The organism is Roseicyclus marinus (genome assembly GCF_030163795.1).
Taxonomy (GTDB): Bacteria; Pseudomonadota; Alphaproteobacteria; order Rhodobacterales; family Rhodobacteraceae; genus Roseicyclus; species Roseicyclus marinus.
This window is the reverse complement of record NZ_JASJOF010000006.1, coordinates 234563-260728: the sequence shown is the minus strand read 5'-3', so window position 1 is coordinate 260728 and position 26166 is coordinate 234563. Positions and strand designations below refer to the sequence as shown.

The window sequence follows — 26166 nt, the reverse complement described above, 5'->3', positions numbered from 1 at the left end:
CCATGGAGTTCATTCCACAATTCGGCAGCCTTGCCTTTACCCTCGCCGCCTTTGTCGCGGCGCTGTCGATCATCGTGGCGATCCATGAGTATGGTCATTACATCGTCGGCCGCTGGAGCGGGATCCACGCCGAGGTCTTTTCGCTCGGCTTCGGCCCCGTCCTGTTCAGCCGCACAGACCGGCGCGGCACGCGCTGGCAGGTGGCGGCGCTTCCTTTTGGCGGTTACGTCAAATTTCTGGGCGATGCCGATGCGGCCAGTGGCAAGGACGGCGCGGCGATCGACGCGCTTGATGCAAGCGAGAGACGACGGTCGATGCATGGCGCACCGCTGTGGGCACGGGCGCTGACGGTTGCGGCGGGACCGGTGTTCAACTTCATCCTGTCCATTCTGGTCTTCGCCCTGTTTCTTGCCTTCACCGGCCGCGCCGTGGATGAGCCGCGCGTGGGCGGGCAGGTGGCGTTGCCCGCCGATATCGTGCAATTCGAACCGGGTGATCTGATCGTGTCGATGGAAGGTCAGCCGGTCAGCGCCTTCGCCGACCTGTTCGAGATTGCCGCAGACCTGACACCCCAGCCGACCGTTGCCTATACGGTCGAACGCGACGGGCTTCTGCGCGAGATCGAGGCGGCCTTTCCCCTGATCCCGCTTGTACAATCCGTCGCGCCGCAATCGGCGGCGCTTGCCGCGGGTCTGCGCGAAGGTGACGTGATCCGCGCCGTGGATGGCGAACCCGTCTACGCCTTTCGCCAACTGCGCGAGGCGGTCGATGCCGCTGAGGGAAGCGCCCTGACGCTGACGGTCTGGAGCCGGGGCGAGACGCGCGACGTGACGTTGACACCGCGCCGCACCGATCTGCCGACCGAGGATGGCGGGTTCGAGACGCGCTGGCTCATCGGGGTAACCGGCGGATTGAGCTTCGAGCCGGTCCGCGAATCCGTGGGCCCCCTCGCGGCCTTGGCCTATGGCGCGGAACAGACCGTCTTTGTGGTGCAAAGCTCGTTGTCCGGCCTGTGGCACATGATCACCGGGGCGATATCCTCGTGCAACCTGCAGGGGCCGATCGGCATTGCCGAAACCTCGGGTGCTGCGGCCAGCCAAGGGATCGACAATTTCATTTGGTTCGTCGCGGTCCTGTCGACGGCGGTGGGGCTTTTGAACCTGTTCCCGATCCCGGTTCTCGACGGCGGCCATCTTGTGTTCCACGCCTATGAGGCCGTGTCGGGCAAGCCGCCCTCGGACAAGGCGATGCGGGTGTTCATGACCATCGGCCTGACGCTTTTGTTGTCGCTGATGCTTTTTGCGCTGACCAACGACATCTTCTGCCCCTAGGGCGGGCCGCGCCGCGCAGGACGTGGACTTGCCGCGCCGGGGTCGCAGTCTTGCCATATTGGCGGGCTATCCCATCGCCGCGGGGCCGGAGTGCGCCGCATCGGATGACGGAGGCTGGCATGAAAACGCTGATCAACAACACCCGCGGCATGTCCGTGTTTCTTCAGGCGAACACGGATCGGTTGCTTGTGCCGCTTTTGATCGTCGCGGCGCTGTTTCTGGGCGGCATGGTGTTCAGCCAGGCGGCGGTACACTGAGGCCACTGCAGCGGCGGGCATTTCTGCCGCTCCTGCGATCATGGCGAAAATGCGGCAATCGGTGCCCGATGATCCGCAGGCGGCCAGTTCGTTTTGACAACCCCCGGACCCTCGGCTAGGCAGGGTCAAGCTGCACGAAGAAACCTGGGGTTGGAATCGATGAACCTGCGTTTGCGCGCCCGTCTGAACCTTTCGACGTGCCCTGCTGCACCTGGATCGTCGCGGTCTGCGCGCTTTGGCATCGGCCCCCTTGTTGTCGCTGGTTTTCTTGGGCTTTCGCTGCCGCTGGCCCCGATGGCCGAGGCGCAGACGTTCCGCTTTTCCAGCTTTGACGTGCAGGGCAACGCACGGATTTCCGACAGCGCGATCCTGACCTATGCGGGAATCGCCCCGGGCGCTTCCGTGACTGGCGCGCAGGTCAACGACGCGCTTCAGCGTCTCCAGAATACCGGGTTGTTCGAAGCGGTCGAAATCACGCCGCGCGGTGGCACGTTGGTCATCGAAGTGCAGGAATATCCGACGATCAACCGCATCACGGTCGAGGGCAACCGCCGTCTGGATGACGATGCGCTTTTGTCGGCGATCGAATCCGTGCCGCGCCGCACCTATTCACCATCGGTCGCTGAGCAGGATGCCAATGCCATCGCTGAGGCCTATCGCGTCTCTGGGCGGCTGACCGCCACGGTGACGCCGCGGATCATCCGCCGGTCGGATAATCGTGTCGACCTCGTGTTCGAAGTGGCCGAGGGCGGTGTGATCGAGACCGAGCGTCTGTCTTTTGTCGGGAACCGCGCCTATTCGGATCGTCGGCTGCGCCGCGTTTTGGAAAGCACGCAGGCGGGCCTGCTGCGGCAGCTTATCCGCCGCGACACCTTCATCGCGGAACGCATCGCGCTTGACCGCCAGCTTCTGACCGATTTCTACCAAGATCGCGGTTATGTGGATTTCCAGATCCTCAGCGTCACGCCGGAACTGTCGCGTGACCGCGGCGCGTATTTCGTGACCTTCAACATCCAGGAAGGTCAGAGCTTCGACATCGGCGAGATTACGACTGTCTCCGAAATCCCCGGGATCGATGCGGCCGAATATCAGGATGTGATCCGCATCAGCACCGGCGAAACCTACAGCCCGCGCCTGATCGACAACACGATCAGCCGGATGGAGACGCTGGCCACCCAGCAGGGGCAGCGCTTCGTTAGGATCGAACCCCGCATCACGCGCAATGACGCTGATCTGACGCTGGACGTGGAATTCGTGATTTCCCGGGGCGAGCGCGTTTTCGTCGAACGGATCGACATCGAGGGCAACACCACCACGATCGACCGCGTCATCCGCCGCCAGTTCACGCAGGTCGAGGGCGACCCCTTCGATCCGCGCGCGATCCGGCAGGCCGCCGAACGCATCCGCGCGACCGGGTTCTTCAGCGATGTCGCGGTCGAGGGGCGCCCCGGATCGACCCCCGATCAGGTCATTGTCGACGTGGATGTCGAAGAGCAACCCACGGGCTCTCTCGGGTTCTCGGTCAGCTTCTCGACTGATACCGGCGCAGGTCTTGCCGTGAATTTCTCGGAGGAGAATTTCCTTGGCCGGGGGCAGGCTGTCCGGCTTGGCTTCAACACGACCGAGGGAAGCCAGTCGTTCAACTTCTCCTTCACCGAACCCTATCTGCTGTCGCGCGATCTGTCGGGCACGATCGGGCTGTTCTACACCGAGACGGATTCGCAGAACCGCGAGTTCGACACGCTCGATATCGGTGCGCGCTTCGGGCTGGGCTTCCCGGTCAGTGAATTCGGCCGGATGGATGTCTATTACGGGCTGGAAGTGAACGAGATTTCCGGCCTCAGCGCGACCAACAGCTCGGCCATCCTGCGGGCCGAACCGACCGACCGGCTGAATTCTTACGTCGGCGCGCAATACGCCTACGACACCCGCAACACCGGCCTCGATCCGACGCAGGGTGTGCGGTTGCAGTTTGGGGCCGAATTGGCGGGTCTTGGTGGCGATACCGAATATCTCGAAACCACCTTCCTCGGTATCGCCGAACGGCAAGTGATGCGCGAGGAAGTGACGCTGCGCGCCAGCTTCGAAGCGGGTGCCTTGCAGATGCTGGACGGGGACAGCCGCCTTGCGGATCGCTTCACGCTGTCCAGCCGGCAAATGCGTGGCTTCGAGGCGAATGGTCTTGGTCCGCGCGACCTGAATGTGGCCAACCGCGACGCCTTGGGCGGCAATTATTTTGCCGTGGCGCGGTTCGAAGCGGCCTTCCCGTTGGGGCTGCCGGATGAATACGGCATCTCGGGCGGTCTGTTCTACGACGTCGGCACCGTCTGGGGCTTGGACAACGTGAACGGTGGGCCGAATGGCGCGAACCCGGTCGATGACAGCATCGCTTGGCGTCAGGCCATCGGTGTCTCGGTCTTCTGGGACACGGCGATCGGGCCGTTGCGGTTCAATTTCTCGCATCCGCTCCAGTTCGAGAGCTACGATCTGACGCGCAACTTCGATCTGACGGTCGAGACGCGGTTCTGAGGGCGCGGCATGGCCCGCACGCCCCGGACGCTAATCGCCTTGATCCTCTCGCTGGCCCTGACAGGTGGGGCAGCGCCTCTTTTCGCGCAAGGTGAGGGGGGCGATCCTGCCTCGGCGGTGCTGGTGTTGAACCAGGAGCGGCTCTTGTCACAATCGCTCTACGGTCAGCGCATCCAGCGCGAGGTCGAGGCGGCGGGCGCGGTGCTGGCCGCCGAAAACCGCCAGATCGAAGCGCAGCTGACCGAAGAAGAACTGGCCCTGACCGAGCGTCGGTCGCTGATGACGCCCGAAGATTTTCGCCCCATCGCCGAGGAATTCGACACCCGTGTCAATGGCATCCGCGCTGCGCAGGAGGCCAAGGGCCGCGCCTTGCAGCAACAGGCCGAGGCTGCGCAGCAGGCGTTTTTCGAGACGGTCTTTCCGATCCTCGTGGAAATCCTGCGCAACCGCGGGGCCAGCGTATTGATGGACAATCGCGCCCTTCTCCTGTCGGCGGACGGGATCGACATCACCGAAGAGGCCATCGCCCTGATCGATGCGCGGCTGGGCGAGGGGGGCGATGCACCCCTGATCGATCTGGATGGCACGGTGCAAGGGGCCACACCGACGGATCCGCCGACCACCGCGCCCTGACCGGCGGCTTGCCGCGACCGGGCCGAGTTGCTACCACCGCTGCGACACGGGCGGCGAGCCCTGAAATGACGATGCAGGAGCCCTCCGCATGACGGACGAGACGCCCACCACCGCAGATATCGACCTGATCCAGCGGATCATTCCGCACCGCTACCCCTTCCTTTTGGTGGATCGGGTGCGCGATATCGTGCCCTTCCAATCGGCGGTCGGCGTCAAGAACGTCACCTTCAACGAACCGCATTTCCAGGGGCATTTCCCCGGGGCGCCGATCATGCCCGGCGTCACCATCGTCGAGGCGATGGCCCAGACTGCCGCCGTGATGGTGGGCGTTTCCGCCGATCTCGCCGACAAGAACCTGCTGGTCTATTTCATGGGCATCGACGGGGTGAAGTTCCGCCGCAAGGTCGTGCCGGGCGACGTTCTGGAAATGGAAGTCACGACGCTGCGCGGCAAGCCGGGCGGTAAGGTCTGGAAATTCGGTGGTCGTGCCACGGTCGAGGGCGAACTGGCCTGCGAGGCCGAATTCACCGCCATGATGGACCTCGAGGCGATGGGCGGGGCCGCGTGATGGGGATCGATCCAAGCGCCCAGATCCACCCCTCTGCGGTGATCGAGCAGGGGGCCAACGTCGGCCCGGATTGCCATATTGGCCCGTTTTGCGTCGTCGGGTCCGAGGTCACGCTCGGGGCACGGGTCACCCTGAAATCCCATGTCGTCGTCACCGGCTGGACCGATCTTGGCGATGACAGCACCGTCTTCCCCTTCGCCAATATCGGGGACGTGCCGCAGGATCTGAAATATGGTGGTGAGCGGACCCGGCTGATCGTGGGCAAGCGCAACCGCATTCGCGAAGGCGTGACGATGAACACCGGCACCGAGGGCGGTGGCGGCATCACCAAGGTCGGCGATGACGGGTTGTTCATGGCGGGTGCCCATGTCGCCCATGACGCGCAGGTCGGTGACCGCGTGATCATGGCGAACAATTCCGCAGTCGCGGGCCATTGCGTCATTTCCGATGACGTCATCATCGGCGGGCTGTCGGGCGTGCATCAATTCGTCCGGATCGGGCGCGGCGCGATCATCGGGGCGGTCACCATGGTCACGCATGACGTGATCCCATATGGGCTTGTGCAGGGGCCGCGCGGGGGACTGGACGGGCTGAACCTCGTGGGGCTCAAGCGTCGCGGCGTCGCGCGCGAGGATATCATGGCGCTCCGCGCGGCCTTTCAGGCGCTGGCGCAAGGCGAAGGGGCGTTTCAGGATCGCGCGCGCCGGTTGCAGGATGATGAGGCCGGCCAAAGCCCCTATGTCCGCGAGATCGTGTCCTTCGTTCTGGGCGACAGCGACCGGTCTTTCCTCACGCCGGGCTGAGGGATATGGGCGCGCGGGCCATCATTGCGGGCGACGGGGCGTTACCCGGCCTTGTCGCGGCGGCAGGCCCAGCCTTGATCGTGCGGCTTGAGGGGATGCCGGGGGGCACCGGCGGCGCCGATGTCGTTGCGCGGCTTGAACGGTTGGGCACTCTTTTTGCAGATCTCCACCGGTCCGGCGTGACCGAGGTTTGTTTTGCGGGTGCGATGCGGCGCGTGGGGTTCGACCCTGCGGCCCTCGACGCGGAGACCCGTGCGCTCCTGCCGCGGCTGACGGCGGCCATGGGGCAGGGCGACGACGCCCTTTTGCGAGATATTGTGGCGATCTTCGAGGAACAGGGATTCACCATCCGCGGCGCACATGAGCTGCGCCCCGATCTGGCTGCGCCCGAAGGGGCCATCGCGGGCACGCCACGGCCCGAGGGGGATGCCGCCCGCGCCCGCGCCGTTCTGGCGGCGCTCGGCCCCCTAGACGTTGGGCAGGCAGCAGTGGCGGCGGGCGGCCAGATGCTGGGGATCGAAACCTTGCAGGGCACGGATGCCATGCTGCGCTTCGTGGCAAAGACTGCGCCGGGGTCGGGTGGCGTTTTGGTGAAACGCGCCAAGCCCGGGCAGGATCTGCGCGTCGACATGCCGGTGATCGGCCCCGATACCGTGACACTGGCCGCAAGCGCGGGTCTGTCCGGCATCGAGATCGAGGCCGCTCGCGTCCTCCTGCTTGACCCAGAGGCGGTGCTGGCCGCCTGCGCGGCGCGGGGTGTCGCGCTATGGGCCGTGCCATGACGCTCCGGTTGTTTCTGGTGGCGGGTGAGCCGTCAGGCGACCGGTTGGGCGCGGCGCTGATGGCGGGGCTCAAATCCCTGGTCGAGGAAAACATCGAATTCCATGGCATCGGCGGGCCGCTCATGCAGGCCGAGGGTCTGGTGCCGCTTTTCCCGATGGAGGAATTGTCGGTCATCGGCCTGACCGAGATCATCGCCAATTACCGCCGCCTTGCGCGCCGCGTGACCGATACCGCCGATGCCGTGATCGGCTGGAAACCCGATGCGCTGATCACCATCGACATCCCGGAATTCTCGCTCCGCGTTGCCGCGCAGGTCAAGGCGCGGGCGACCCATATGCCGACCGTGCATTACGTCGCCCCCACGGTCTGGGCGTGGCGGCCCAAACGCGCGCGCAAGATGGCGCGCAGCATCGACCATGTTCTGGCCCTCCTGCCTTTCGAGCCGCCCTACATGCAGGCCGAAGGGATGTCGTGCGATTTCGTGGGCCACCCGGTCGTCACCGAACCGCAGGCGAGCGTGGCCGAGATCGCGGCGTTCCGGGCCAAATACGGCGTGGCAGAGGGCGAGACGGCGATCCTTGTCCTGCCCGGGTCACGGCGGTCCGAGATCGAGCGGCTTTCGCCCGTTTTCGGCGAGGCGCTGCGCCCGGTTCTGGCCCGCCATCCGCAGGCCCATGCCATCTTGCCCGCGGCCCCTGCGGTGGCCGGCATGATCGGCGATCGGATCGCGGGCTGGCCGGGCCGTCCGCATGTGCTGGACCCGCGCGGCGTGTCCTCTGCCGCCTTTGCCGCCGAGAAACGCGCCGCCTTTGCCGTGGCGGATGTTGCGCTTGCGGCCTCCGGTACGGTCAGCCTCGAACTTGCGGCCAGCGAGACGCCGATGGTCATCGCCTATGACATGAGTTGGCTCAGCCGCAAGCTGGTCCTGTCGATGTTGCAGGTCGATACCGTGACGCTGGTGAACATGGTGGCCGACAGCCGGACGATCCCGGAATTCATCGGCGATAAATGTCGTCCGGCCCCCATCGGCGCGGCGTTGAACCGGCTGCTGGATGATGAGGGCGCACGCCTCGGTCAGCTGGACGCCATGGCCCTTACAATGATGCGGCTGGGCAAGGGCGGCGAGGCTCCGGGTCTGCGCGCGGCGCGGTCGGTTCTTTCGGTGATCTGACAAAACCGTCCGTTTGGCCCTTTGCCAGGCCTTTCAGGCCGTGAATTCGGCCTTTTGCGCGCCGCTTAGCTTCAACAACTCATCCGGCGCGATGGCAAAGACGTGGCGCGGCGTGCCGGCGGCGGCCCAGACCACGTCGAAGTCCAGCAATCTGGGATCGAACCACGCCCGGATCGGGGTCAGATGCCCGACCGGCGCGACGCCACCAATGGCGAAACCGGTCTGTTCCCGGATCAACCCGGCATCGGCCTTGCCCAAGGGTTCGCCCGCCACCGCGCTTGCCTTGGCCGCATCGACGCGGTTGCCACCTGCGGTGATGAACAACACGGCATCGCCGCTCTGCTCGGCGCCGAAGATGATGGATTTCGCGATCTGGTCTAGAGCGCACCCCGCCGCGCGCGCGGCATCCTCGGCGGTGCGGGTGCCTTCGGCCATTTCAAGCACCTCGGCGCGGATGCCCGCCTCCTCCAGCGCGCGTTTCACCCGGGTCAGGCTCTTTGACATGCCCCATTCCTCCGTTTTGTGGGCTGGTGATGCCAAGCCTTTTGCCCGTCCGCAAGCCGTTGACCGCCCGCCCGCGCCGCGCCAGTCTCCGCGCCATGAGCCTTGCATCGCGCCTGACCCGCCACCCGATCCCCCATTCCCCCGAACGCGGCACCGACGCGCTGTCGTACCTGCCGGGGCTGGCCCCCGAACTGCGCCCTTTGATCGAAGGCACAGGCGGGTCGTCGCCCTATCTTGGCGGCCTGATCGCGCGGGAGGCCGATTGGCTGGCTTCGGCGCTGGCGGATGCGCCCGAGACAGTGGTGAGAAACCTGATCGCAGAGGCCGCGAACCTGTCCCCCGGCGAGCTTGACACCGGCCTGCGCCGGATCAAGCGGCGCGCGGCGTTGATCGTGGCGCTGGCCGATCTGGGCGGTGTCTGGCCCTTGGCGACCGTGACGCAGCATTGGACCGACATCGCCGATGCCTGCCTGCAAGCGGCAGTGCGTGTCCATGTCGGGGCAGAGGCCCGCCGCGGCAAGCTGCCCGGCCAGACGGAGGAGGATGCCCACCGCGATGGGGCGGGTATGGTGGCGCTCGCCATGGGCAAGATGGGTGCGGGCGAGCTGAATTATTCCTCGGACATCGACCTGATCTGCCTGTTCGACGACGACCGTTTCGATGGGTCCGACGCGATGGAGGCCCGGGCAGGGTTCATTCGCGCCACGCGCAAGATCGCGGCGACCCTCGGGGATACCACGTCCGAAGGCTATGTCTTTCGCACCGATCTGCGGCTGCGGCCCGATGCCAGCGTCACGCCGGTCTGCATCTCGATGACGGCTGCCGAACGCTATTACGAGGCCGAAGGGCGGTCTTGGGAACGCTCCGCCTATATCAAGGCGCGGCCTGCCGCGGGCGACCTGGCAGTGGGTGCGCGGTTTCTTGAAACGCTCAAACCCTTTGTCTGGCGGCGGCATCTGGATTTCGCGATGGTGCAAGACACCATGGATATGCGACAGAAGATACGCGATCACAAAGGCTTGCACGGCGATCTTAAACTAGAAGGACATAACATGAAACTCGGCGCGGGCGGGATCCGCGAGATCGAGTTCTTTGCCCAGACACGCCAATTGGTGGCAGGTGGCCGTGACCCGTCTCTTCGTTCCCGCCGCACGGTGGGGGCGCTGGCCGCGCTGGCTGAAGCCGGGTGGATTCCTCCCGAAGTGGCGGGAGAGCTGACCGATCTTTACGCCCATCACCGCGAGATCGAACACCGCGTCCAGATGATCGACGACGCACAAACCCATGATTTACCGAAATCTTCTCAAGGCTTCGATCGTCTGGCGCGGCTTTGTGGCGAGGGTGACACGCAGGCCTTCCGCGACAGGCTGGCCGCGCGTATCCGGCGGGTCGAGCATCTCACCGGCGACCTGTTCCAGCCGACCCGTGGCGGGACCACGCCAAGCCTCGAGATCACCGAGGCCGAGGCGGAGATCATGGCGCGCTGGCCCAGCTACCCGGCGCTGCGCAGCGAACGGGGGCGACTGATTTTCGAACGGCTGAAACCCGAATTGCTGCGTCGCTTCCACACGGCTGCGAAGCCCGACGAGGCGCTGTCAAACTTCGACAGTTTTCTCAAAGGCTTGCCGGCCGGTGTTCAACTTTTTTCACTGTTCGACGCCAATCCTCCGCTGGTCGATCTGCTGGCAGATATCTGCGCCACGGCACCGGGCCTCTCGCGGTACCTGTCGCGCCATTCGGGCGTTCTGGATGCCGTTCTGGACGGTCGGTTCTTTGCGCCGTGGCCCGGGTCGGATGGATTGCGCGCGGACCTTTCGCACATGCTTTCGGGCCGTGATTACGAGGCCCAGCTCGATCTTGCGCGGCGATGGCAGAAGGATTGGCATTTCCGCATCGGCGTGCACCAACTGCGCGCGCTTATCGGGCCGGACGAGGCAGCCGGGCAATATACCGATCTGGCCGATGCGGTGATCGGCGCGCTTTGGCCCGTTGTCTGCGCGGAGATCGCGCGACGACACGGCCCGCCTCCGGGCGTGGGTGGTGCCGTTCTGGGCATGGGCAGTCTTGGGTCCGGGCGAATGAGCGCGGGCTCTGACCTTGACCTCATCGTCATCTACGATGCGGCAGGGGTCGAGATGAGCGAGGGGCGCCGCCCGCTCGATGCACGCGGCTGGTACGCCAAGGCGACGAAATCCCTCATCACCGCGCTGTCCGCGCCCACGGCGGCAGGAAAATTGTACGAGGTCGATATGCGCCTGCGGCCCTCAGGGCGACAGGGACCGGTGGCGACATCGGTGACGGGCTTTGCCAGCTATCAGCGCGACGAGGCCTGGACATGGGAACATATGGCGCTGACGCGGGCGCGCGTCATCGCAGGCCCCCCAGCTTTGGCGGCCGAGATCGAGGGCATCCGCTGCAGCGTTATCGCGGAAAAGGCCGCGCCCGATCATGTGCGGACCGAGGCCGCCGCGATGCGCGCGCGTCTGGCTGCGGCGGGCCGGACCGGTTCGACCTTTGCCGTCAAGGAGGGGCCGGGCGGCATGCAGGAGATCGAGCTTTTGGGGCAGGCGGCGGCGCTGGCCTCCGGCAAGGGCCATCGCGCCAGCGCCGCGCAATTGGCCGAGGCGGCGGGGCTTGGCTGGCTCGATGCCGACGGCGTGGCCTGCGTGCAGGCGGCCCATGCGCTGTTCAGCCGGGTTCAGGGCGCGGCGCGGCTGTTGACAGACGAGGCGCTGGATCTGGAGGCCATCGGAACGGGTGGCCGCGCCTTTCTTGCACGGATCGCGGAGGCCGAGGATGCGGGCGTGCTTGCAACGCGTCTGGACAAAGCGCGCGCCGATGCGCTTTCCTGCCTCGACGCCGTTTTCGGCGCAGTGACCGAGCAGGATGGCGCATGACGGCAGACCGTGACCCGATCGACCCCAAGAACCTGATCCGTGAGGCTTACAGGATCGAGGGGATCGGCGATGCCGAATGTCGCTCGATTCTGGTCGATTGGGCGCTGAGCCTGTCCGGGGTCGACCCGCGCACGGCCATTGCCGCCCTGCTGGAACGTCATGCCGATGCGCCTGCGGATCATCCGATGACGGCGGTCCTGCGCGAAGGATTGAGCCAAGCCCCGACACCGCGCCGGCGCGGCGGGCGTGCAGCGCGCGTGTCCGACTGAAGCCTCAGACCTTGTCGCGCGCGCCCTGTGTCCCGCGTTCGCGGTAGGGGGTGGTGTTGTAATGCGCGCGGTAGCATTTGGAGAAATGCGAGGGCGAGGCGAAACCGCAGGCCAGCGCCACGTTGATCACGCTCATGTCGGTTTGCATCAACAGGTTGCGCGCCTTGGACAGCCGCAATTCCATGTAATAGCGCTTTGGGCTGCGGTTGAGGTAGCGCCGGAACAGGCGTTCCAACTGCCGGGTCGACATGCCGACCTCTTTGGCCAGCGTCGCGGGGCTGATCGGGTCTTCGATCGCCTGTTCCATCATCCGGATGACCTGTCCCAGCTTGGGATGGCGCACGCCGATGCGGGTCGGGATCGACAGGCGCTGCGTATCCTGGTCGGTGCGGATGGATGTGTAGATCAGCTGATCGGCCACCAGATTGGCCAAGTCCTCGCCATGCTCATCCGCGATGATCTTGAGCATGAGGTCGATGGAGGCCGTGCCCCCCGCCGTGGTGATGCGGTTGCCGTCGATCACGAAGACCGATTTGGTCAGGATCACCTCTTCGAATTCCTCGGTGAAACTGTCTTGGTTTTCCCAGTGGATCGTCGCGCGCTTGCCATCAAGGAGGCCCGCCTTGGCCAGCGTGTAGCCAGCCGTACACAGCCCGCCCATCACCGCGCCCTTGCGCGCCTCGCGCCTGAGCCAGCTGACCACACGCTTGGTCGTGGCCGAGGCCACGTCGATGCCGCCGCACACAAGCACCGTGTCGTCGCGCGTCACTTCTTCGAGGTCGCTGTCGAGCCGAAAGCCGATGCCCGCGCTGCAATAGGCGATATCGCCGCCGTCGCCCACCAAGGTCCAGCTGTAAAGCGGGCGGCCCGACATGCGGTTGGCGATGCGCAAGGCTTCGACCGCGCTGGAGAAACACAGCATGGTGAATTGGTCCAGAAGGACGAAAACGAACCGCCGTGGGCCGGTGTGGTCGGGCATCTTTGGGCCTTTGCCTGTCGTGCAAGCACGGGGCGGCCCCGCGCATTCCTTGAGCGAAAGCAGTTTTTTCAGGCGGGCGCAATCCCCGGGGGCGGCGATTCAGGGGATTGGATGGTCGCGGTCATGCGCCTATAAGCACCCCCCGAGAGACGACCCTGAAGGAGACACGGCGCCATGACCCGCACGACCGGACCGGCCTGGAACAAATCCGACTGGCGCGCCAAGCCGCGCGTTCAGATGCCGAGCTATCCCGACGCCGCGGCCTTGCAGGCTGCCGAGACGCAATTGGCGAAATATCCCCCGCTGGTTTTCGCGGGCGAGGCGCGCCGCCTCAAAAAGGCTTTGGCCGCCGCCTCGCGCGGGGAGGCTTTCTTGCTTCAGGGCGGCGATTGCGCTGAAAGCTTTGCAGAATTTTCCGCCGACAACATCCGCGACACCTTCAAGGTGATGCTCCAGATGGCGATGGTGCTGACCTATGGCGCCAAGGTGCCCGTGGTGAAGGTCGGCCGCATGGCGGGCCAGTTCGCCAAGCCGCGCTCCGCGCCCACCGAGGTGATCGGCGGCGTCGAAATGGACAGCTACAAGGGTGACATCATCAACGATATCGCGCCCACGCCCGAGGCGCGTATCCCCGATCCGAACCGGATGTTGCAGGCCTATACGCAGGCCGCGGCCTCGCTAAACCTGTTGCGCGCTTTCTCGACGGGTGGTTTCGCCGATATCCACCGGGTGCACAGCTGGACCCTTGGGTTCACCGATCACGACGATGCCGAGAAATACCGCGATCTGGCCAACCGCATTCAGGACAGCCTTGATTTCATGACGGCGGCGGGCCTGACCAGCGAGACAAACCACGAGCTTGCGACGGTCGATTTCTACACGAGCCACGAAGCGCTGCTCTTGGAATACGAGGAGGCGCTGTGCCGCGTCGACAGCACCTCGGGCAAGTGGCTGGCGGGATCGGGCCACATGATCTGGATCGGCGACCGCACACGCCAGCCCGATGGCGCGCATGTGGAATTCTGCCGTGGCGTTCTGAACCCGATCGGGCTGAAATGTGGGCCGACGACGACGGAAGAGGACCTCAAGGTCTTGATGTCCAAGCTCAATCCCGAGAATGAGCCGGGCCGCCTGACGCTGATCGCGCGCTTTGGCGCGGGCAAGGTGGGCGATCACCTGCCGCGCCTGATCAAGACGGTCAAGGCCGAGGGCGCGAACGTGCTGTGGTCCTGCGATCCGATGCACGGGAACGTCATCAAATCCTCGACCGGTTACAAGACGCGGCCCTTCGATGCGATTTTGCGCGAAGTTCAGGAATTCTTTGCGATCCATCGCGCCGAGGGCAGTGTTCCGGGCGGTGTGCATTTCGAGATGACCGGCAAGGACGTGACCGAATGCACCGGCGGTATGCGGGCTGTGACGGACGAAGATCTGTCCTCGCGCTACCACACGGCCTGCGATCCGCGGCTGAACGCCAGCCAGTCGCTGGAACTGGCCTTCCTCGTCGCGGAAGAGTTGCAGCAAAGCCGCCAGAGCCTGCGCGCGGTGGTCTGAGGATCGTTGGTAAACGGGGCCGTGTGCTGGGGACGTGGTACCCCGCATCCGGTCCGGTTTCCTTGACGAAGGTTAAGATTTCCCTTCCAAATCGCGCCACTCCTTGAGGATTTCTTGAGGAGACCGGGAGGAGTTTGCATTTGGGTAACCAAGAGGCGAGAGGCGTCATCGCCTCCATGACCGGGTTCGCCGCGCGCGAGGGGGCGGACGGGACAGGCGCAAGCTGGAGCTGGGAGTTGCGCAGCGTGAACGGGCGCGGGCTCGACCTGCGGCTGCGGTTGCCCGATGGCTTGGGCGCGCTGGAGGCGCCGTTGCGCAAGCGGCTGTCCGAAGTGATCGGGCGCGGGTCGATCAGCCTGTCTCTGCGAGTGACGCGAGACCATGGGGCGCATGGCCTGACCGATCCGGCGAAGCTTGCGGCGGCTCTGGCGCAGGTGGCGCAGGTGCGCGCCGCCGCCGAGGCGCAGGGCATCGCCTGCATGCCTGTCGATCCTGTGGCGGTCCTGTCGTTGCGCGGAGTGTCGGAGGCGGGCGAGGTGGCGGCCATGCCCGCGCCCGAGGTTCTGCTGGCCGATGCCGAGCCGTTGATCGCGGCCTTCACCGACATGCGCCATGACGAGGGCCGTGCGCTTGCGGCGTTGTTGTCTGGCCAGATCGACGGGATCGCGGAGCTGATCGAGGCCGCGCAAAAGGCCGCCGCCGCCCGCGCCGAACCGCAGGCCGCCCGCCTGCGCGCGGCCATCGCGATGTTGGTCGAGGCGACCGAGATCGACGAGGCGCGTTTGGCGCAAGAGGTCGCTGCCTTGGCGCTCAAGACCGATGTGACGGAAGAAATCGACCGGCTGCGGGCCCATGTCGCGGCGGCCCGTGCGTTGCTGGCGCAGGGCGGTGCCGTGGGGCGCAAGCTTGATTTCCTGATGCAGGAGTTCAACCGCGAGGCCAATACGCTGTGTTCCAAGTCGCAAGATGCGGGCCTGACGGCGATCGGGCTTGACCTCAAACTGGCCATCGACCAGACCCGCGAACAAGTCCAGAACGTGGAGTAGTCATGGCCGCCGCCACCCAGTCCCGGAGGGGTCTTCTGATCATCTTGTCCTCGCCCTCGGGCGCGGGAAAATCGACGCTGGCCAAGCGCTTGATGGACTGGGACCCCAGCTTGCGCTTTTCGGTCTCGGCCACCACGCGCCAGCCGCGCCCGGGCGAGGTGGATGGGGAACATTACCACTTCCTGCAAGAGACGCAGTTCAAGGCCATGGTGGCCGATGGCGCGATGCTGGAACATGCCCATGTCTTCGGGAATTTCTACGGCTCGCCCATGGCGCCCGTGGCCGAGGCCATCGAGGCGGGGCGCGACGTGTTGTTCGACATCGACTGGCAGGGTGCGCAGCAGATCCGCAATTCGGCTTTGGGGCGGCATACGCTGTCGATCTTCATCCTGCCGCCCTCGATCCCGGAACTGAAACGGCGGTTGGTCAGCCGGGGACAAGATGGCCCCGAGGTCATCGCCAAGCGGATGCTGAAAAGCTGGGACGAGATCAGCCATTGGGATGGCTATGATTACGTTCTGGTCAATGACGATCTCGACGCGACCTTCGAGAAGCTGAAGACCATCGTTGGAGCCGAGCGGTTGCGGCGGGAACAGCAACCGGGCCTCGCCGCGCATGTGCGCAAGCTGCATGACGAATTCCGGGAGGAACAGGAATGATCTACGCGCTCGACGGGATCGCGCCCGAAATCCATGACGACACATGGGTTGCCCCCGGCGCGCATGTGATCGGCCGCGTGGTGCTGGAGGCGGGTGCGAGCGTCTGGTTCGGCGTCACCTTGCGCGGCGACAACGAGGAAATCCGCATCGGCGCAGGGTCGAACGTGCAGGAAAACTGCGTCTTTCACACCGATATGGGCTATCCGCTGTCGGTCGGGGAAAACTGCACCATCGGCCACAAGGCGATGCTGCATGGCTGCACGATCGGGGACGGGTCGCTGGTCGGGATGGGGGCCACGATCCTGAACGGGGCCGTGATCGGCAAGGGCTGCTTGATCGGGGCGGGGGCGTTGATCCCCGAGGGCAAGGTGATCCCCGATGGATCACTGGTGATGGGGATGCCCGGCAAGGTAGTGCGCGAGTTGGACGCGGCGGCGCAAGACAAGCTTCTGGCCTCGGCCGCGCATTACCGCGAGCGGATGCGCCGGTTCCGTGCGGGTCTGACGCCTGTCTGACAGCCGCGCCGCTCAGGCGGTGGCGATGGTCAGCCGGTCGTCTTGCGCCACATAGTTGATCGTCTTGTCCAAGGGCGTGACCGCAGCATGGAGCGCGGGAAACTGCGCCTCGGACGGGCGGAGGGGACGGCCAGCGGAGGCCATGCCGAATCGCAGCACCGACCACAAAGCCTCGTCGAGCGAGAGGCGCGGGCCGGACGCCGTGACCTGCCAGTTTCCCGATGGATCAAGGCCGATGCGCAGGCTGCCCCCCATCGGCAGCGCGGTTTCGGCGCACAGAAGCATCAGGTAGCCCAGTTTCACGCCAAGCCGCGGCAGGTCGCCCGGCACGGCCCAGTCGAGCGTCAGGCGGCTGTCCTGCCAGGGGGCCAGCGCGGTGGCCCGCGCCTCCCGTGCGCTCATGATCTGCTGGCTGCCTGCCGCCCCGAAGGCCACGCGCAAAAACCGCACTCGGGCCTGCGCATCGCGCACCGCGTCGCGGATCAACGCCATTTCCGGGCCGCGGGCCGAGCCCGTCATCTCGATCAGTTCGACCCCGTTGCCGATCGCGCCCAGCGGGTTTACGAGGTCATGGCACAGGCGCGACCCGATCAGGTCCGCCAAGGTCTGGTCGCCATGCGGGGACTGGTCATTCATGGGGGCGATCCTTTCATGGCAGGCGATCTGAGTTCGATCCTGGAACCCGGGATGCTGGTGCGCTGCCCCGACCAGCCCGATTGGGGGCTGGGGCAGGTGCAATCCAACGTGGGCGGGCGCGTCACGATCAATTTCGAGAATGCGGGCAAGCTGGTGCTGGATGGCGCGCGGGTGGCGCTGGAGCTGGTGTTTCTCGACTGACCCATCCTGTCCCCGCGGGTTTCCTGGCCCGACCCTAGCTGCGGGGAGGTTAACACGGGTTTAACATGCGCGCGCCCTTTGCGTGCGGTTTGCAAGGTTGCCCCGGCCTGCTAAGGGGCGCGGGCCTGACCGGTGACAGCCGAGGATGCCGATGGAGATCGACGACCGCCATTTCGAGCTGCGACTTGCCGCGACGGGGGAAGACCTGCGCGCCGCGCAACGGCTGCGCTACGAGGTTTTCGTGGCCGAACTGGGCGGCGACGGGCCGATGGTCGATCATGACGCGCGGCTGGAGGCGGATCGGTTCGACCCCTATTTCGATCACCTGCTCCTCCTCGACCGCCGCAGGGATGCGGGCGATCAGGTGATCGGCGTCTACCGCCTGATGCGCGAGGACGGGGCAGAGGCCGCGGGGCAATTCTATTCCGAGGGGGAATATGACCTTGGGCCGCTCCGCGCCTCGGGGCGGCGCCTGTTGGAGCTGGGGCGGTCGTGTGTCCACCGCGACTATCGTGGCGGCACGGCGATGATGCAGCTGTGGGCGGGGTTGGCCGAATATATCGCTGAGCACGGGATCGAGGTGATGTTCGGCGTGGCCAGTTTCCACGGGCTCGACCCCGCGCCGCTGTCGGGGCCCCTGTCGCTCTTGCACCATCGGCACCTGGCACCTGAGGCGATCCGGCCCGTGGCGCGGCCCGAGGGGTTTTTGGCGATGGACCGTATCGCGGAGGCCGATCTGGACCGGCCGGCAGCCATCCGGGCGATGCCCGCGCTCATCAAGGCCTATCTTCGGCTGGGCGGGTTCGTGGGGCAGGGCGCCTATCTCGACCGGGAATTCAACTGCGTCGATGTGTGCCTCGTGATGGATGTGGCGCTGATCCCGGAAAAGCACCGCGCGATCTATCGGCGGGGGGCCGCGTGAGCGAGTTCTGGCGCGAGGCACCGCCGCCCGCGCGGCGCCCGCTTGGGCCGGGCGATCTGGGGCGCGTCGCCTTGCGCGGCGGGGCGATCGTGTCGCTGCTTCTGGTCTGTTTTCCGGCCTTGTTGATCTTGCGGATACCCGAGCATTTGATCTTTGGCCTGAGCCGACCGGTGACGCCCCATCTCACGCAATTCGTGTGCAAGATGTCGTGCCGCATCCTTGGACTGAGGCTGATGGTGCGGGGGCGGCCGATGGCGGGGCCGGGGGCCTATGTGGCCAATCATGTCGGATGGCTGGATATCTTCGTGCTCAATGCGTCCAAGCGGCTTTATTTCGTGGCGAAATCCGAGGTTGCGGGCTGGCCCGGCATCGGTTGGCTGGCGCGCGGGACGGGGACCGTGTTCATTGCGCGCGATCCCAGGCAGGCGCAGGCGCAGACGCGGCTTTTCGAGGATCGGCTGCGGGCGGGTCACAGGTTGTTGTTCTTTCCCGAGGGGACATCGACGGATGGGCGGCGCATCCTGCCCTTCAAGCCGACGCTGTTTCAGGCCTTCTTGTCGGAGCGGTTGCGGGATGTGTTGAAGGTGCAGCCCGTGACGCTGGTCTACCATGCGCCCGAGGGGGAGGATGCGCGGTTCTATGGCTGGTGGGGGGACATGCCGCTTGCGCCTGCGATCCTGTCCACGCTTGCCGCGCGGCGGCAGGGCAGGGTGGAGGTGGTCTATCACCCGCCCCTCGCGGTCGCCGATTATCCCGACCGCAAGCGCCTGTCGGCGGCGGCGGAGGCGGCGGTGCGCGCAGGCTTTTATGCCGCTCTCGCGGAGTGATCTTCTCTGTTTCGAAAATATCCCGGGGGGAACGGCCAAGGGCCGTGGGGGGCAGGGCCCCCCATGGCGTTGACCGCTAGCGGATCGGCGCGATCAGGGCGCGGAGTGCGGCCACAGCGTCGTCTTCGCGCCAGATCTCGGGGCCGATGGCGAAGAAATCGGTGACGGGGGCGAAGGCCTCGACGAGGCTGACGTCCAGCGCGCCTTCGGCCACAACGGGCACCTCGATCATCTGCGACCACCAGGCAAACAGATCATGCTCGGCGCGGGGGCCTTCCATCAGCTTGGTCTCGCCCAAGGGGCCGAAGGCGACGTAATCGGCCCCGGTTTCGCCCGCCGTCATCCCGTCATGGCGCGACGCGGCGCAAAAGGCGCCCACGATGGCATCGGCGCCAAGCGCCTTGCGCGTGGCGCGGACAGACCGGGAGCCATCGGTCAGATGCACGCCGTCGAGGCCCAGACGCTCCACCATGCCGGCATGGTTCGACAGGACCAGCGGCACGTCGCGGGCATGGGCGATCTCGCGGAGCGCATCGGCGGCGCGCGCCAGATCGTCCTCATCCTCGACCGCCAGCGCAAGGCGCAGGCAGGCGATGGGCTCGGCATCGAGGAGCGCGGCGAGGCGCGGGGCGAAGGCGTCGATCTCGAACCGCGTGGGGGTGACGAGATAGAGGTTCGGCTGGTCGCTCTGGTCGCGCTCGGACATGGATCTGGCCCCTTGCTGGTGGCGCGGGTGATAGCGGGGCGGGCGGGTTTGAGCAACTGGCGTCTCGCGGTCCCGCCAAGACACGAGGGGTTCTTGCCCCGACGCCTGCCGCGCGGTATCGGCGCGGCATGAGTGACACACAAGATACCCGCCAGCCCGCCTTTGTCCTTGTTCGTCCCCAGATGGGTGAGAACATCGGGGCGGCGGCGCGCGCGATGTGGAATTTCGGGCTGGACCGGATGCGGGTGGTCAGCCCCCGCGACGGCTGGCCCAACGAGCGCGCGGTGGCGCTGGCCTCGGGCGCGGGGCGGTTGTTGGACCATGCGGGGCTTTACGAGGATGTGGCGGGCGCGATCGGGGATTGCACCTATGTCTTCGCCACCACGGCGCGGCCGCGTGGCATGACCACGCCCATCGTCACGCCCGAACGCGCGATGCAGCAGGCGCGCGCGATGCTCGAGGCGGGGGGCAAGGTGGCGGTTCTGTTCGGGCCAGAGCGCGCGGGGCTCGAAAACGCCGATATCGCGCGGGCCAATGCCATCATCTCGGTGCCCGTGAACCCGGATTTTCCGTCGCTGAACCTTGCGCAATGCGTGCTGCTTTGTGCCTATGAATACCGCCGCGCGGGCGACACCACGCCGCCCGAGGTGATGGAGATGGCGGGCACGGATTTCGCGACAGGTGCGGAACTGGCCGCCCTTGGCGATCATATCGAGGAGCGGCTGGAGGAGGCGGGGTTCTTTTTCCCCGCGACCAAGGCCCCCGCGATGCGGCAGAACCTGCGCCAGATCTGGGGGCGGTTGCCGCTGACGCGGGCCGATGTGCAGACGTTCCACGGCATGTTCCGCCAGATGGTCCGCTGGGCCGAGGGCAAGAGGCCCAAGGGGTGAGCGCCCCCGACCGGATCGAGACAGAGGCCGATCTGGTGGCCGGTGCAGCCGTGCTGGTGGCGCGCGATGCGCGGTTCAGACCCATTCTGGAGGCCACGGGCCCCTTGCCCTTGCGGCGCAGGCCCGACGGGTTCGGCGCGCTTTTGGCGGCCATCGTGGGGCAGCAGGTGTCGACGGCCTCGGCGGCGGCCATTCTGGCGCGGCTGGAGGCGGCGGGCCTTGCCGAGGAGGCGGCGGTTGCGGCAGCAGCCGATGAGGATTTGCGCGCCTGCGGGCTGTCGCGCCCCAAGATCCGCTACGTCCGGGCGCTGGCGGCGGCGCGGCTGGATTATGAGGGCCTCAGGGCCGCGCCTGCGGAACTGGTCGTGGAACGGCTGGTTGCCTTGCCCGGGATCGGCCGGTGGACCGCCGAGATCTACGCGATGTTCGCGCTTGGCCATGTCGATGTCTTTCCGGCGGGCGATCTGGCCTTGCAGGTGGCGGCTGGCCGCGCCTTTGACTTGCCTGCGCGGCCGGCTGAGGCGCAGTTGCGCGCATTGGCGGGCGATTGGTCGCCCGTGCGCGCGGTTGCCGCCTGCGCGCTTTGGGCCTACTACCGTTTGGACACGAGCCGGGAGGGTGTGCTGTGAGCAAGGGACTGGATTTCGGCCGGGTCGAGGCCGCTTCGGGCGAGGCGGACAGCATGGTCATTTTCCTGCATGGCTACGGGGCCGATGGGCAGGATCTGCTGGGACTGGCCGAGCCGCTGGCCCCGCATCTGCCCAACACGATGTTTCTTGCCCCCAATGCGCCCGAGCGCTGCGGGATGAACCCGATGGGCTATCAATGGTTCCCGATCCCGTGGATCGACGGATCGTCGGAGGAGGAAGCCGCCCAAGGGATGGTGCGTGCGGCCGAGGATCTGAACGCCTTTCTCGACCGGGTGATGGTCGAGGCGGACATGATCCCCGAACAGGTTGCGCTGGTCGGCTTTTCGCAAGGCACGATGATGAGCCTGCATGTCGCGCCGCGCCGCGACGAGGCCGTGGCGGGCGTGGTCGGTTTCTCGGGGCGGCTGATGTTGCCCGACGCGCTGGCCGATGAGGTCGTGGTGCGCCCGCCCGTCCTGCTGATCCATGGCGATCAGGATGATGTCGTCCCGATCTCGTCCCTGCCCGAGGCGGCGGAGGCGTTGCAGGCTGCGGGTTGGACCGAGGTCTATGCCCATGTGATGAAGGGCACGGCCCATGGCATCGCGCCTGATGGGTTGTCGGTGGCGCTGGCATTCTTGCGGGAACGCTTCGGCCTCGACTGATCGCCCGGGTCTCGCGATCTGTGGATAACGTCACGAAACTGTGAGCTTGGCGGGCTATCCCGAAACTGTCGGGCCACAGCATCTGGTAAGGCTTGCCGGATCCAAAAGCCTAGATATAGTGGAATCGTTGCTGGAGCGGGGTGCTCCCGCTCTGGTGCCGGAAAGACGGGCAGACAGGGCGGGATCGGAGTCACTCATGCAACCAGCCACCGAGGTCGAATTCCGGACCCAGTTCGTGCGCGAACCGGGCGCGTTGAAGAGCCACCCCGCGCTGGTCCTGAATGCTGATTACCGACCCTTGAGCTACTATCCCCTGTCGCTCTGGCCATGGCAGGAAGCGATCAAGGCGGCCTGGCTCGACCGGGTTCAGATCGTCGCGGAATACGACGCCTTCGTTCATTCGCCCTCGATGCGGATCAGGATCCCGTCGGTCGTGGTGCTGAAGGATTACGTGAAGCCGCAAAAACGCGTGGCCTTCACCCGGTTCAACCTGTTTTTGCGTGACGAATTTTCCTGCCAGTATTGCGGGGCCAAGGGCGATCTGACCTTTGACCACGTGGTGCCGCGCGCCCGGGGGGGCGTGACCAGTTGGGAAAACGTGGTCGCGGCCTGTTCGCGGTGCAACCTGCACAAGGGATCGAAGAGCCTGCGCCAATCGGGATTGAGCCTGCGCAAGCCGCCGCGCCGTCCCGGTGCGGAGGAATTGCGCAACATGGGGCGCAAGTTTCCGCCGGGGCATCTGCATGAGAGCTGGCTCGATTTCCTGTATTGGGACAGCGAGTTGGACGCCTGACACGCCATCCACGCGGCAGAGCGGCGGCATGTGGATTGACCTTTGACCGTTTTGCGTGCCAGTCAGGGCGCGTGACGCGGCCGAAGGGACGAACGGTTCATGAAGGTCATCATCTGTGGCGCGGGCCAGGTCGGCTGGCAGATCGCGCGCCATCTTTCCGGCGAAAACAACGATGTGACGGTGGTGGACAGCAACCCCGAACTGGTGCGCCGGGCGACCGAGACGCTGGATGTTCAGGGGCTTGCGGGCTTTGCCAGCTATCCCGACGTGCTGGAAAAGGCGGGCGCGCGGGATGCTGACATGATCATCGCCGCGACCTTTTCGGACGAGGTGAACATGGTCACCTGCCAGGTCGCGCATTCGGTTTTCGCGGTGCCGCGCAAGATCGCGCGGCTCAGGGCGCGCAGCTATCTGGATGCGATCTATTCGGACCTGTATCGCCGCGACCACCTGCCGATCGACGTGGTGATTTCCCCCGAGGAGGAGGTGGCGCAGGCCGCGCTTGCGCGCATCCGGTCGCCCGCGACCTTTGACACCGAAACCTTCCTGTCGGGCGATGCCAAGATGCTGGGCATCCAGCTGGACGCGGACTGCCCGGTTCTGGACACGCCGCTTCGGCAATTGTCGGAGCTGTTTTCGACGCTCAGGGCCATTGTCGTGGGGGTCCGGCGCAAGGGAAAGTTGTTCGCGCCGGAACCCGGCGACCAATTGTTCGCGGGCGACCAGATCTACGTTTTTACCCATGCGCAGGACGTGGGCCGCACGCTTGAGATTTTCGGCAAGACCGCCAAGCGGCCCGAGCGGGTGCTGATCATCGGGGGCGGCAACGTGGGGTTGAACGTGGCCCGCGCGCTGGAGCAGGGCACCGACCGGGTGCGCACCCGCGTGATCGAGAAATCGCGTGCGCGGGCCGAGGTGGCGGCGGATGCGCTGGAGCGGACCATCGTTTTGAATGGCGACGGGCTCGACATGGATATCCTGCGCGAGGCGGGGGTGGAGCGGGTCGATGCGGTTTTGTGCGTCACCGATGACGACAAGACCAACCTGCTGAGTTCTGTGCGGGCGAAATCGGCGGGGGCGGGGCTGGCCATCGCGCTGGTCAACGACCCGACGCTGTTGCCGATGATGGGACCCTTGGGGATCGACGCGCATATCAACCCGCGCGCCTCGACCGTGAGTTCGATCCTGCGTCATATCCGGCACGGGCGGGTGCGGGGTGTCTATTCCATCGGCGATGCGGAGGCCGAGGTGATCGAGGCGCAGGTTCTGTCGACCTCTTCCATCGCGGGGCGTCAGATCCGGGAGATCGATTTCCCCGAGGGCGCGCTGGTCGCCGCCGTGCAGAAGGGCGGCAAGGTGATGCGGCCCAGCGGATCGCTGCGGTTGGAGGAAGGCGACAGCATCGTGATCTTCGCGCTGGCCGCCGATGTGCCGGCGGTCGAGACGCTGCTTCAGGTCTCGATCGATTTCTTCTGAGCCGATGGGGAGCTATTTCCGCAACCTGCCGTTTTTTGTCGTGCTTTTGTTCACGGCGGCGGGCGCGATGCTGGTGCCGTCGGTCTACGGGCTGGCGGTGCGCGACCACGATGCGGCACGGGTGTTTTTCTACACCGGCATTCTGGTTGCCATCCTTGCGACGCTGTTGGGGTTCGCGACGCAGGGCTGGGCGCGGCGCCGGATCGACAACGATCAGAAATACCTTGTGTCGCTGTTGTCTTCCTATGTCTGGTTGCCGGTGATCCTGGGTGTGCCGATGTTCGAGGTGATCGGCAACACGCGGGCGATCAACGTCTATCTGGACATGGTGTCGGCCCTGACCACGACCGGCGCGCCCGTGTTCGAGCCGCTCAGGCTGGCCGATACGGTGCATCTGTGGCGTGCGACGGTGGGCTGGCTGGGCGGGCTTTTGACTTGGGTGACGGCCATGGCGATCCTTGCGCCGTTGAACCTTGGCGGGTTCGAGGTGACCTCGGAGGCGACGGCGGTCGGGCAGCGGATGCCCAATTCTGGCCAGATGCGCGCGGCAGCCCCGGCCGAGCGGTTGTGGCGGCAGGCCCGCGTTCTGGCGCCGGTCTACATGGCCTTGACCGCGGTATTGGCCGCGGGGTTGGCGCTGGCGGGGGAGCGGCCGCTTCATGCCGCGATCCACGCCATGTCGACGCTGTCGACCTCGGGCATCATGGCGACCGGGGGCTTCAAGGATTCGGACACGGGAGTCGTGGGCGAGATCCTGATCGCGCTGTTCCTGATCTTCGCATTGACGCGGCGCAGCTTCACATCGGGTTTCGGGATGGCGGCGCTGGACCGGGTGGCGCGCGACCGGGAGGTGCGGTTGGCGCTGTTCGCGGTAGTCGTTCTGCCCACCTTCTTGTTCATGCGCCACTGGTTGGGCGCCTACGAGGTGGACGAACTGGCCAATACGGGCGGGGCGTTGACGGCGCTTTGGGGGAGTGTCTTTACCGTCTTGTCCTTCCTGACGACGACGGGCTTTGTATCCGACCATTGGGCGGGGGCACAAAGCTGGTCGGGGTTGGAAACCTCGGGGCTGATCCTTGTGGGGGTGGCCATCGTGGGGGGCGGGGTGGCGACCACGGCGGGCGGGCTGAAGCTGCTCCGGGTCTATGCGCTTTACAAGCATGGGGCGCGGGAGATCGACCGGCTGGTGCATCCCCATTCGGTGGCGGGCGCGGGACGGTTGGGGCGGCGCATTCGGCGCGAGGGCGCCTTTGTCGCGTGGATCTTTTTCATGCTGTTCCTCGTGTCCATCGCGGTCGTGATGCTGGCGCTGACGGCTGCGGGATTGCCCTTTGAACAGGCGCTGATGCTGGCCATCGCGGCCCTGTCGACCTGCGGGCCCTTGGCGAGCGTGGCGGGCACCGAGCCGGTGATCTACCTCGCGCTGGGGGATGCGCCCAAGATCATCCTCTCCGCCGCGATGATCGTGGGCCGGATGGAATCGCTCGTTTTCCTTGCGGTGCTTTCGCCGGGGTTCTGGCGCAGCCAGGCGTAAGGCCCCATTTTCATGGCTGGGGGTTGATCTTTGGACTCAAATATCGGCACACAATAGGTATTCACGACGGATTGCTTACCGAGACCTTGCCCAACGACCGGCAGCCCAACCTCAAGAAGGCACCAACGAAATGGCCGAAACAAAACAGAATCTCCAGGACGCTTTCCTCAACCATGTCCGCAAGACGAAGGTTCCCGTGACGATCTTCTTGATCAACGGGGTCAAGCTGCAGGGCGTGATCACCTGGTTCGACAATTTCTGCGTTCTGCTGCGCCGCGACGGACAGAGCCAGCTGGTCTACAAGCATGCGATCTCGACCGTCATGCCGGCCCAGCCGATCAACCTGTATGACGGGGAAGAGTGACGGAAACGTCAACGCCCGCACGCGA

The 26166-nt window shown here is 65.9% G+C and carries 28 protein-coding genes; 24 read left to right on the top strand and 4 right to left on the bottom strand.

Translation table 11 applies throughout. The annotated features are described in order from the left end of the window. Positions 1-2: 2 nt before the first annotated feature. From rseP to lpxB, 8 genes are all read left to right on the top strand, one after another. Positions 3-1331 (top strand): RIP metalloprotease RseP, encoded by a 1329-nt coding sequence (gene rseP, locus QQK63_RS11655; RefSeq protein WP_277822946.1) that lies wholly within the window; start codon positions 3-5, stop codon positions 1329-1331. Between the two features lie 119 nt (positions 1332-1450). Then, the gene (locus QQK63_RS11650; RefSeq protein ID WP_277822944.1) at positions 1451-1588 is read left to right on the top strand and encodes a hypothetical protein; all 138 of its coding nucleotides are present in this window, start codon (positions 1451-1453) and stop codon (positions 1586-1588) included. A gap of 294 nt (positions 1589-1882) precedes the next feature. Next, positions 1883-4117 (top strand): outer membrane protein assembly factor BamA, encoded by a 2235-nt coding sequence (gene bamA / locus QQK63_RS11645; protein ID WP_284283216.1) that lies wholly within the window; start codon positions 1883-1885, stop codon positions 4115-4117. Between the two features lie 9 nt (positions 4118-4126). After that, a complete protein-coding gene (locus QQK63_RS11640) occupies positions 4127-4750 on the top strand; it encodes an OmpH/Skp family outer membrane protein (RefSeq protein ID WP_277822940.1) in 624 nt (207 codons plus the stop codon). Positions 4751-4838: 88 nt separating this feature from the next. After that, positions 4839-5318, top strand: a complete 480-nt coding sequence (fabZ, locus tag QQK63_RS11635) for a 3-hydroxyacyl-ACP dehydratase FabZ (protein ID WP_277822938.1) — start codon at positions 4839-4841, stop codon at positions 5316-5318. Continuing rightward, a complete protein-coding gene (gene lpxA / locus QQK63_RS11630) occupies positions 5318-6121 on the top strand; it encodes an acyl-ACP--UDP-N-acetylglucosamine O-acyltransferase (protein WP_277822936.1) in 804 nt (267 codons plus the stop codon). Before fabZ ends, lpxA begins: the two co-directional genes overlap by 1 nt. 5 nt (positions 6122-6126) lie before the next feature. Further along, positions 6127-6903: an LpxI family protein gene (locus QQK63_RS11625; RefSeq protein WP_277822934.1), complete on the top strand. Its 777-nt coding sequence runs from the start codon at positions 6127-6129 to the stop codon at positions 6901-6903. Next, the gene (lpxB, locus tag QQK63_RS11620; protein ID WP_277822932.1) at positions 6900-8075 is read left to right on the top strand and encodes a lipid-A-disaccharide synthase; all 1176 of its coding nucleotides are present in this window, start codon (positions 6900-6902) and stop codon (positions 8073-8075) included. Before QQK63_RS11625 ends, lpxB begins: the two co-directional genes overlap by 4 nt. Positions 8076-8108: 33 nt before the next feature. Here the strand turns inward: lpxB and QQK63_RS11615 are convergent, their stop codons facing one another. After that, entirely contained in the window at positions 8109-8579 is a 471-nt protein-coding gene (locus QQK63_RS11615; RefSeq protein WP_277822930.1) for a YbaK/EbsC family protein, read from the bottom strand. Between the two features lie 95 nt (positions 8580-8674). On the opposite strand from QQK63_RS11615, the gene QQK63_RS11610 reads away from it, so the two are divergent. Both QQK63_RS11610 and QQK63_RS11605 read left to right on the top strand, forming a co-directional pair. Next, positions 8675-11476, top strand: coding sequence for a [protein-PII] uridylyltransferase family protein (locus QQK63_RS11610; protein WP_284283215.1), 2802 nt, complete (start codon positions 8675-8677; stop codon positions 11474-11476). Further along, positions 11473-11745 carry a hypothetical protein gene (locus QQK63_RS11605; protein ID WP_277822925.1) on the top strand — a complete coding sequence of 91 codons (273 nt, stop codon included), beginning with the start codon at positions 11473-11475 and terminating at the stop codon, positions 11743-11745. The genes QQK63_RS11610 and QQK63_RS11605 overlap by 4 nt, the downstream gene beginning before the upstream one ends. Positions 11746-11749: 4 nt before the next feature. Here the strand turns inward: QQK63_RS11605 and QQK63_RS11600 are convergent, their stop codons facing one another. Next, a complete protein-coding gene (locus QQK63_RS11600; RefSeq protein WP_277822923.1) occupies positions 11750-12724 on the bottom strand; it encodes a GlxA family transcriptional regulator in 975 nt (324 codons plus the stop codon). A gap of 174 nt (positions 12725-12898) precedes the next feature. Here QQK63_RS11600 and QQK63_RS11595 point away from each other — a divergent pair, with 174 nt between their 5' ends. From QQK63_RS11595 to QQK63_RS11580, 4 genes are all read left to right on the top strand, one after another. Continuing rightward, a complete protein-coding gene (locus QQK63_RS11595) occupies positions 12899-14278 on the top strand; it encodes a class II 3-deoxy-7-phosphoheptulonate synthase (protein ID WP_277822921.1) in 1380 nt (459 codons plus the stop codon). 176 nt (positions 14279-14454) lie between these two features. Next, complete coding sequence (locus QQK63_RS11590; RefSeq protein ID WP_277822919.1) at positions 14455-15324, top strand: YicC/YloC family endoribonuclease; 870 nt, start codon at positions 14455-14457, stop codon at positions 15322-15324. A gap of 2 nt (positions 15325-15326) precedes the next feature. Then, entirely contained in the window at positions 15327-15983 is a 657-nt protein-coding gene (gene gmk, locus QQK63_RS11585; RefSeq protein WP_277822917.1) for a guanylate kinase, read from the top strand. Beyond that, a complete protein-coding gene (locus QQK63_RS11580) occupies positions 15980-16498 on the top strand; it encodes a gamma carbonic anhydrase family protein (RefSeq protein ID WP_277822915.1) in 519 nt (172 codons plus the stop codon). Before gmk ends, QQK63_RS11580 begins: the two co-directional genes overlap by 4 nt. A 12-nt stretch (positions 16499-16510) precedes the next feature. Here QQK63_RS11580 and QQK63_RS11575 read toward each other — a convergent pair whose 3' ends face one another. Further along, positions 16511-17134, bottom strand: a complete 624-nt coding sequence (locus QQK63_RS11575; protein ID WP_277822913.1) for a histidine phosphotransferase family protein — start codon at positions 17132-17134, stop codon at positions 16511-16513. Positions 17135-17149: 15 nt separating this feature from the next. Between QQK63_RS11575 and QQK63_RS11570 the strand changes: the two genes are divergently transcribed. The 3 genes from QQK63_RS11570 to olsA all read left to right on the top strand — a co-directional run bounded on the left by QQK63_RS11570 (position 17150) and on the right by olsA (position 19084). Next, positions 17150-17335, top strand: coding sequence for a DUF3553 domain-containing protein (locus tag QQK63_RS11570; RefSeq protein ID WP_277822911.1), 186 nt, complete (start codon positions 17150-17152; stop codon positions 17333-17335). 151 nt (positions 17336-17486) lie between these two features. Beyond that, positions 17487-18257 carry an L-ornithine N(alpha)-acyltransferase gene (gene olsB / locus QQK63_RS11565; RefSeq protein WP_277822909.1) on the top strand — a complete coding sequence of 257 codons (771 nt, stop codon included), beginning with the start codon at positions 17487-17489 and terminating at the stop codon, positions 18255-18257. Further along, a complete protein-coding gene (gene olsA, locus QQK63_RS11560; protein WP_277822907.1) occupies positions 18254-19084 on the top strand; it encodes a lyso-ornithine lipid O-acyltransferase in 831 nt (276 codons plus the stop codon). Before olsB ends, olsA begins: the two co-directional genes overlap by 4 nt. A gap of 76 nt (positions 19085-19160) precedes the next feature. Here olsA and QQK63_RS11555 read toward each other — a convergent pair whose 3' ends face one another. After that, the gene (locus QQK63_RS11555) at positions 19161-19790 is read right to left on the bottom strand and encodes a thiamine phosphate synthase (protein WP_277822905.1); all 630 of its coding nucleotides are present in this window, start codon (positions 19788-19790) and stop codon (positions 19161-19163) included. A 128-nt stretch (positions 19791-19918) separates the two neighbouring features. Here QQK63_RS11555 and QQK63_RS11550 point away from each other — a divergent pair, with 128 nt between their 5' ends. The 7 genes from QQK63_RS11550 (at position 19919) to hfq (ending at position 26141) form a co-directional block, all read left to right on the top strand. Continuing rightward, the gene (locus QQK63_RS11550) at positions 19919-20680 is read left to right on the top strand and encodes an RNA methyltransferase (RefSeq protein ID WP_277822903.1); all 762 of its coding nucleotides are present in this window, start codon (positions 19919-19921) and stop codon (positions 20678-20680) included. Beyond that, positions 20677-21309, top strand: coding sequence for a DNA-3-methyladenine glycosylase family protein (locus tag QQK63_RS11545; RefSeq protein ID WP_277822901.1), 633 nt, complete (start codon positions 20677-20679; stop codon positions 21307-21309). Before QQK63_RS11550 ends, QQK63_RS11545 begins: the two co-directional genes overlap by 4 nt. After that, positions 21306-21974 (top strand): alpha/beta hydrolase, encoded by a 669-nt coding sequence (locus QQK63_RS11540; RefSeq protein ID WP_277822899.1) that lies wholly within the window; start codon positions 21306-21308, stop codon positions 21972-21974. The genes QQK63_RS11545 and QQK63_RS11540 overlap by 4 nt, the downstream gene beginning before the upstream one ends. 196 nt (positions 21975-22170) lie before the next feature. After that, entirely contained in the window at positions 22171-22767 is a 597-nt protein-coding gene (locus tag QQK63_RS11535) for an HNH endonuclease (protein WP_277822897.1), read from the top strand. A gap of 99 nt (positions 22768-22866) precedes the next feature. After that, positions 22867-24243 carry a Trk system potassium transporter TrkA gene (gene trkA / locus QQK63_RS11530; RefSeq protein ID WP_277822895.1) on the top strand — a complete coding sequence of 459 codons (1377 nt, stop codon included), beginning with the start codon at positions 22867-22869 and terminating at the stop codon, positions 24241-24243. Between the two features lie 4 nt (positions 24244-24247). Next, positions 24248-25777: a potassium transporter TrkG gene (locus QQK63_RS11525; RefSeq protein ID WP_277822893.1), complete on the top strand. Its 1530-nt coding sequence runs from the start codon at positions 24248-24250 to the stop codon at positions 25775-25777. 130 nt (positions 25778-25907) lie between these two features. After that, on the top strand, positions 25908-26141 hold the full coding sequence (gene hfq, locus QQK63_RS11520) for an RNA chaperone Hfq (protein ID WP_277822891.1): 234 nt from the start codon (positions 25908-25910) through the stop codon (positions 26139-26141). Positions 26142-26166: the final 25 nt, after the last annotated feature.

Coding starts and splice junctions, on each gene's coding strand:
- rseP (WP_277822946.1), top strand. CDS start 3: ATGGAGTTCATTCCACAATTCGGCAGCCTTGCCTTTACCCTCGCCGCC.
- QQK63_RS11650 (WP_277822944.1), top strand. CDS start 1,451: ATGAAAACGCTGATCAACAACACCCGCGGCATGTCCGTGTTTCTTCAG.
- bamA (WP_284283216.1), top strand. CDS start 1,883: ATGGCCGAGGCGCAGACGTTCCGCTTTTCCAGCTTTGACGTGCAGGGC.
- QQK63_RS11640 (WP_277822940.1), top strand. CDS start 4,127: ATGGCCCGCACGCCCCGGACGCTAATCGCCTTGATCCTCTCGCTGGCC.
- fabZ (WP_277822938.1), top strand. CDS start 4,839: ATGACGGACGAGACGCCCACCACCGCAGATATCGACCTGATCCAGCGG.
- lpxA (WP_277822936.1), top strand. CDS start 5,318: ATGGGGATCGATCCAAGCGCCCAGATCCACCCCTCTGCGGTGATCGAG.
- QQK63_RS11625 (WP_277822934.1), top strand. CDS start 6,127: ATGGGCGCGCGGGCCATCATTGCGGGCGACGGGGCGTTACCCGGCCTT.
- lpxB (WP_277822932.1), top strand. CDS start 6,900: ATGACGCTCCGGTTGTTTCTGGTGGCGGGTGAGCCGTCAGGCGACCGG.
- QQK63_RS11615 (WP_277822930.1), bottom strand. CDS start 8,579: ATGTCAAAGAGCCTGACCCGGGTGAAACGCGCGCTGGAGGAGGCGGGC.
- QQK63_RS11610 (WP_284283215.1), top strand. CDS start 8,675: ATGAGCCTTGCATCGCGCCTGACCCGCCACCCGATCCCCCATTCCCCC.
- QQK63_RS11605 (WP_277822925.1), top strand. CDS start 11,473: ATGACGGCAGACCGTGACCCGATCGACCCCAAGAACCTGATCCGTGAG.
- QQK63_RS11600 (WP_277822923.1), bottom strand. CDS start 12,724: ATGCCCGACCACACCGGCCCACGGCGGTTCGTTTTCGTCCTTCTGGAC.
- QQK63_RS11595 (WP_277822921.1), top strand. CDS start 12,899: ATGACCCGCACGACCGGACCGGCCTGGAACAAATCCGACTGGCGCGCC.
- QQK63_RS11590 (WP_277822919.1), top strand. CDS start 14,455: ATGACCGGGTTCGCCGCGCGCGAGGGGGCGGACGGGACAGGCGCAAGC.
- gmk (WP_277822917.1), top strand. CDS start 15,327: ATGGCCGCCGCCACCCAGTCCCGGAGGGGTCTTCTGATCATCTTGTCC.
- QQK63_RS11580 (WP_277822915.1), top strand. CDS start 15,980: ATGATCTACGCGCTCGACGGGATCGCGCCCGAAATCCATGACGACACA.
- QQK63_RS11575 (WP_277822913.1), bottom strand. CDS start 17,134: ATGAATGACCAGTCCCCGCATGGCGACCAGACCTTGGCGGACCTGATC.
- QQK63_RS11570 (WP_277822911.1), top strand. CDS start 17,150: ATGGCAGGCGATCTGAGTTCGATCCTGGAACCCGGGATGCTGGTGCGC.
- olsB (WP_277822909.1), top strand. CDS start 17,487: ATGGAGATCGACGACCGCCATTTCGAGCTGCGACTTGCCGCGACGGGG.
- QQK63_RS11555 (WP_277822905.1), bottom strand. CDS start 19,790: ATGTCCGAGCGCGACCAGAGCGACCAGCCGAACCTCTATCTCGTCACC.
- QQK63_RS11550 (WP_277822903.1), top strand. CDS start 19,919: ATGAGTGACACACAAGATACCCGCCAGCCCGCCTTTGTCCTTGTTCGT.
- QQK63_RS11535 (WP_277822897.1), top strand. CDS start 22,171: ATGCAACCAGCCACCGAGGTCGAATTCCGGACCCAGTTCGTGCGCGAA.
- trkA (WP_277822895.1), top strand. CDS start 22,867: ATGAAGGTCATCATCTGTGGCGCGGGCCAGGTCGGCTGGCAGATCGCG.
- QQK63_RS11525 (WP_277822893.1), top strand. CDS start 24,248: ATGGGGAGCTATTTCCGCAACCTGCCGTTTTTTGTCGTGCTTTTGTTC.
- hfq (WP_277822891.1), top strand. CDS start 25,908: ATGGCCGAAACAAAACAGAATCTCCAGGACGCTTTCCTCAACCATGTC.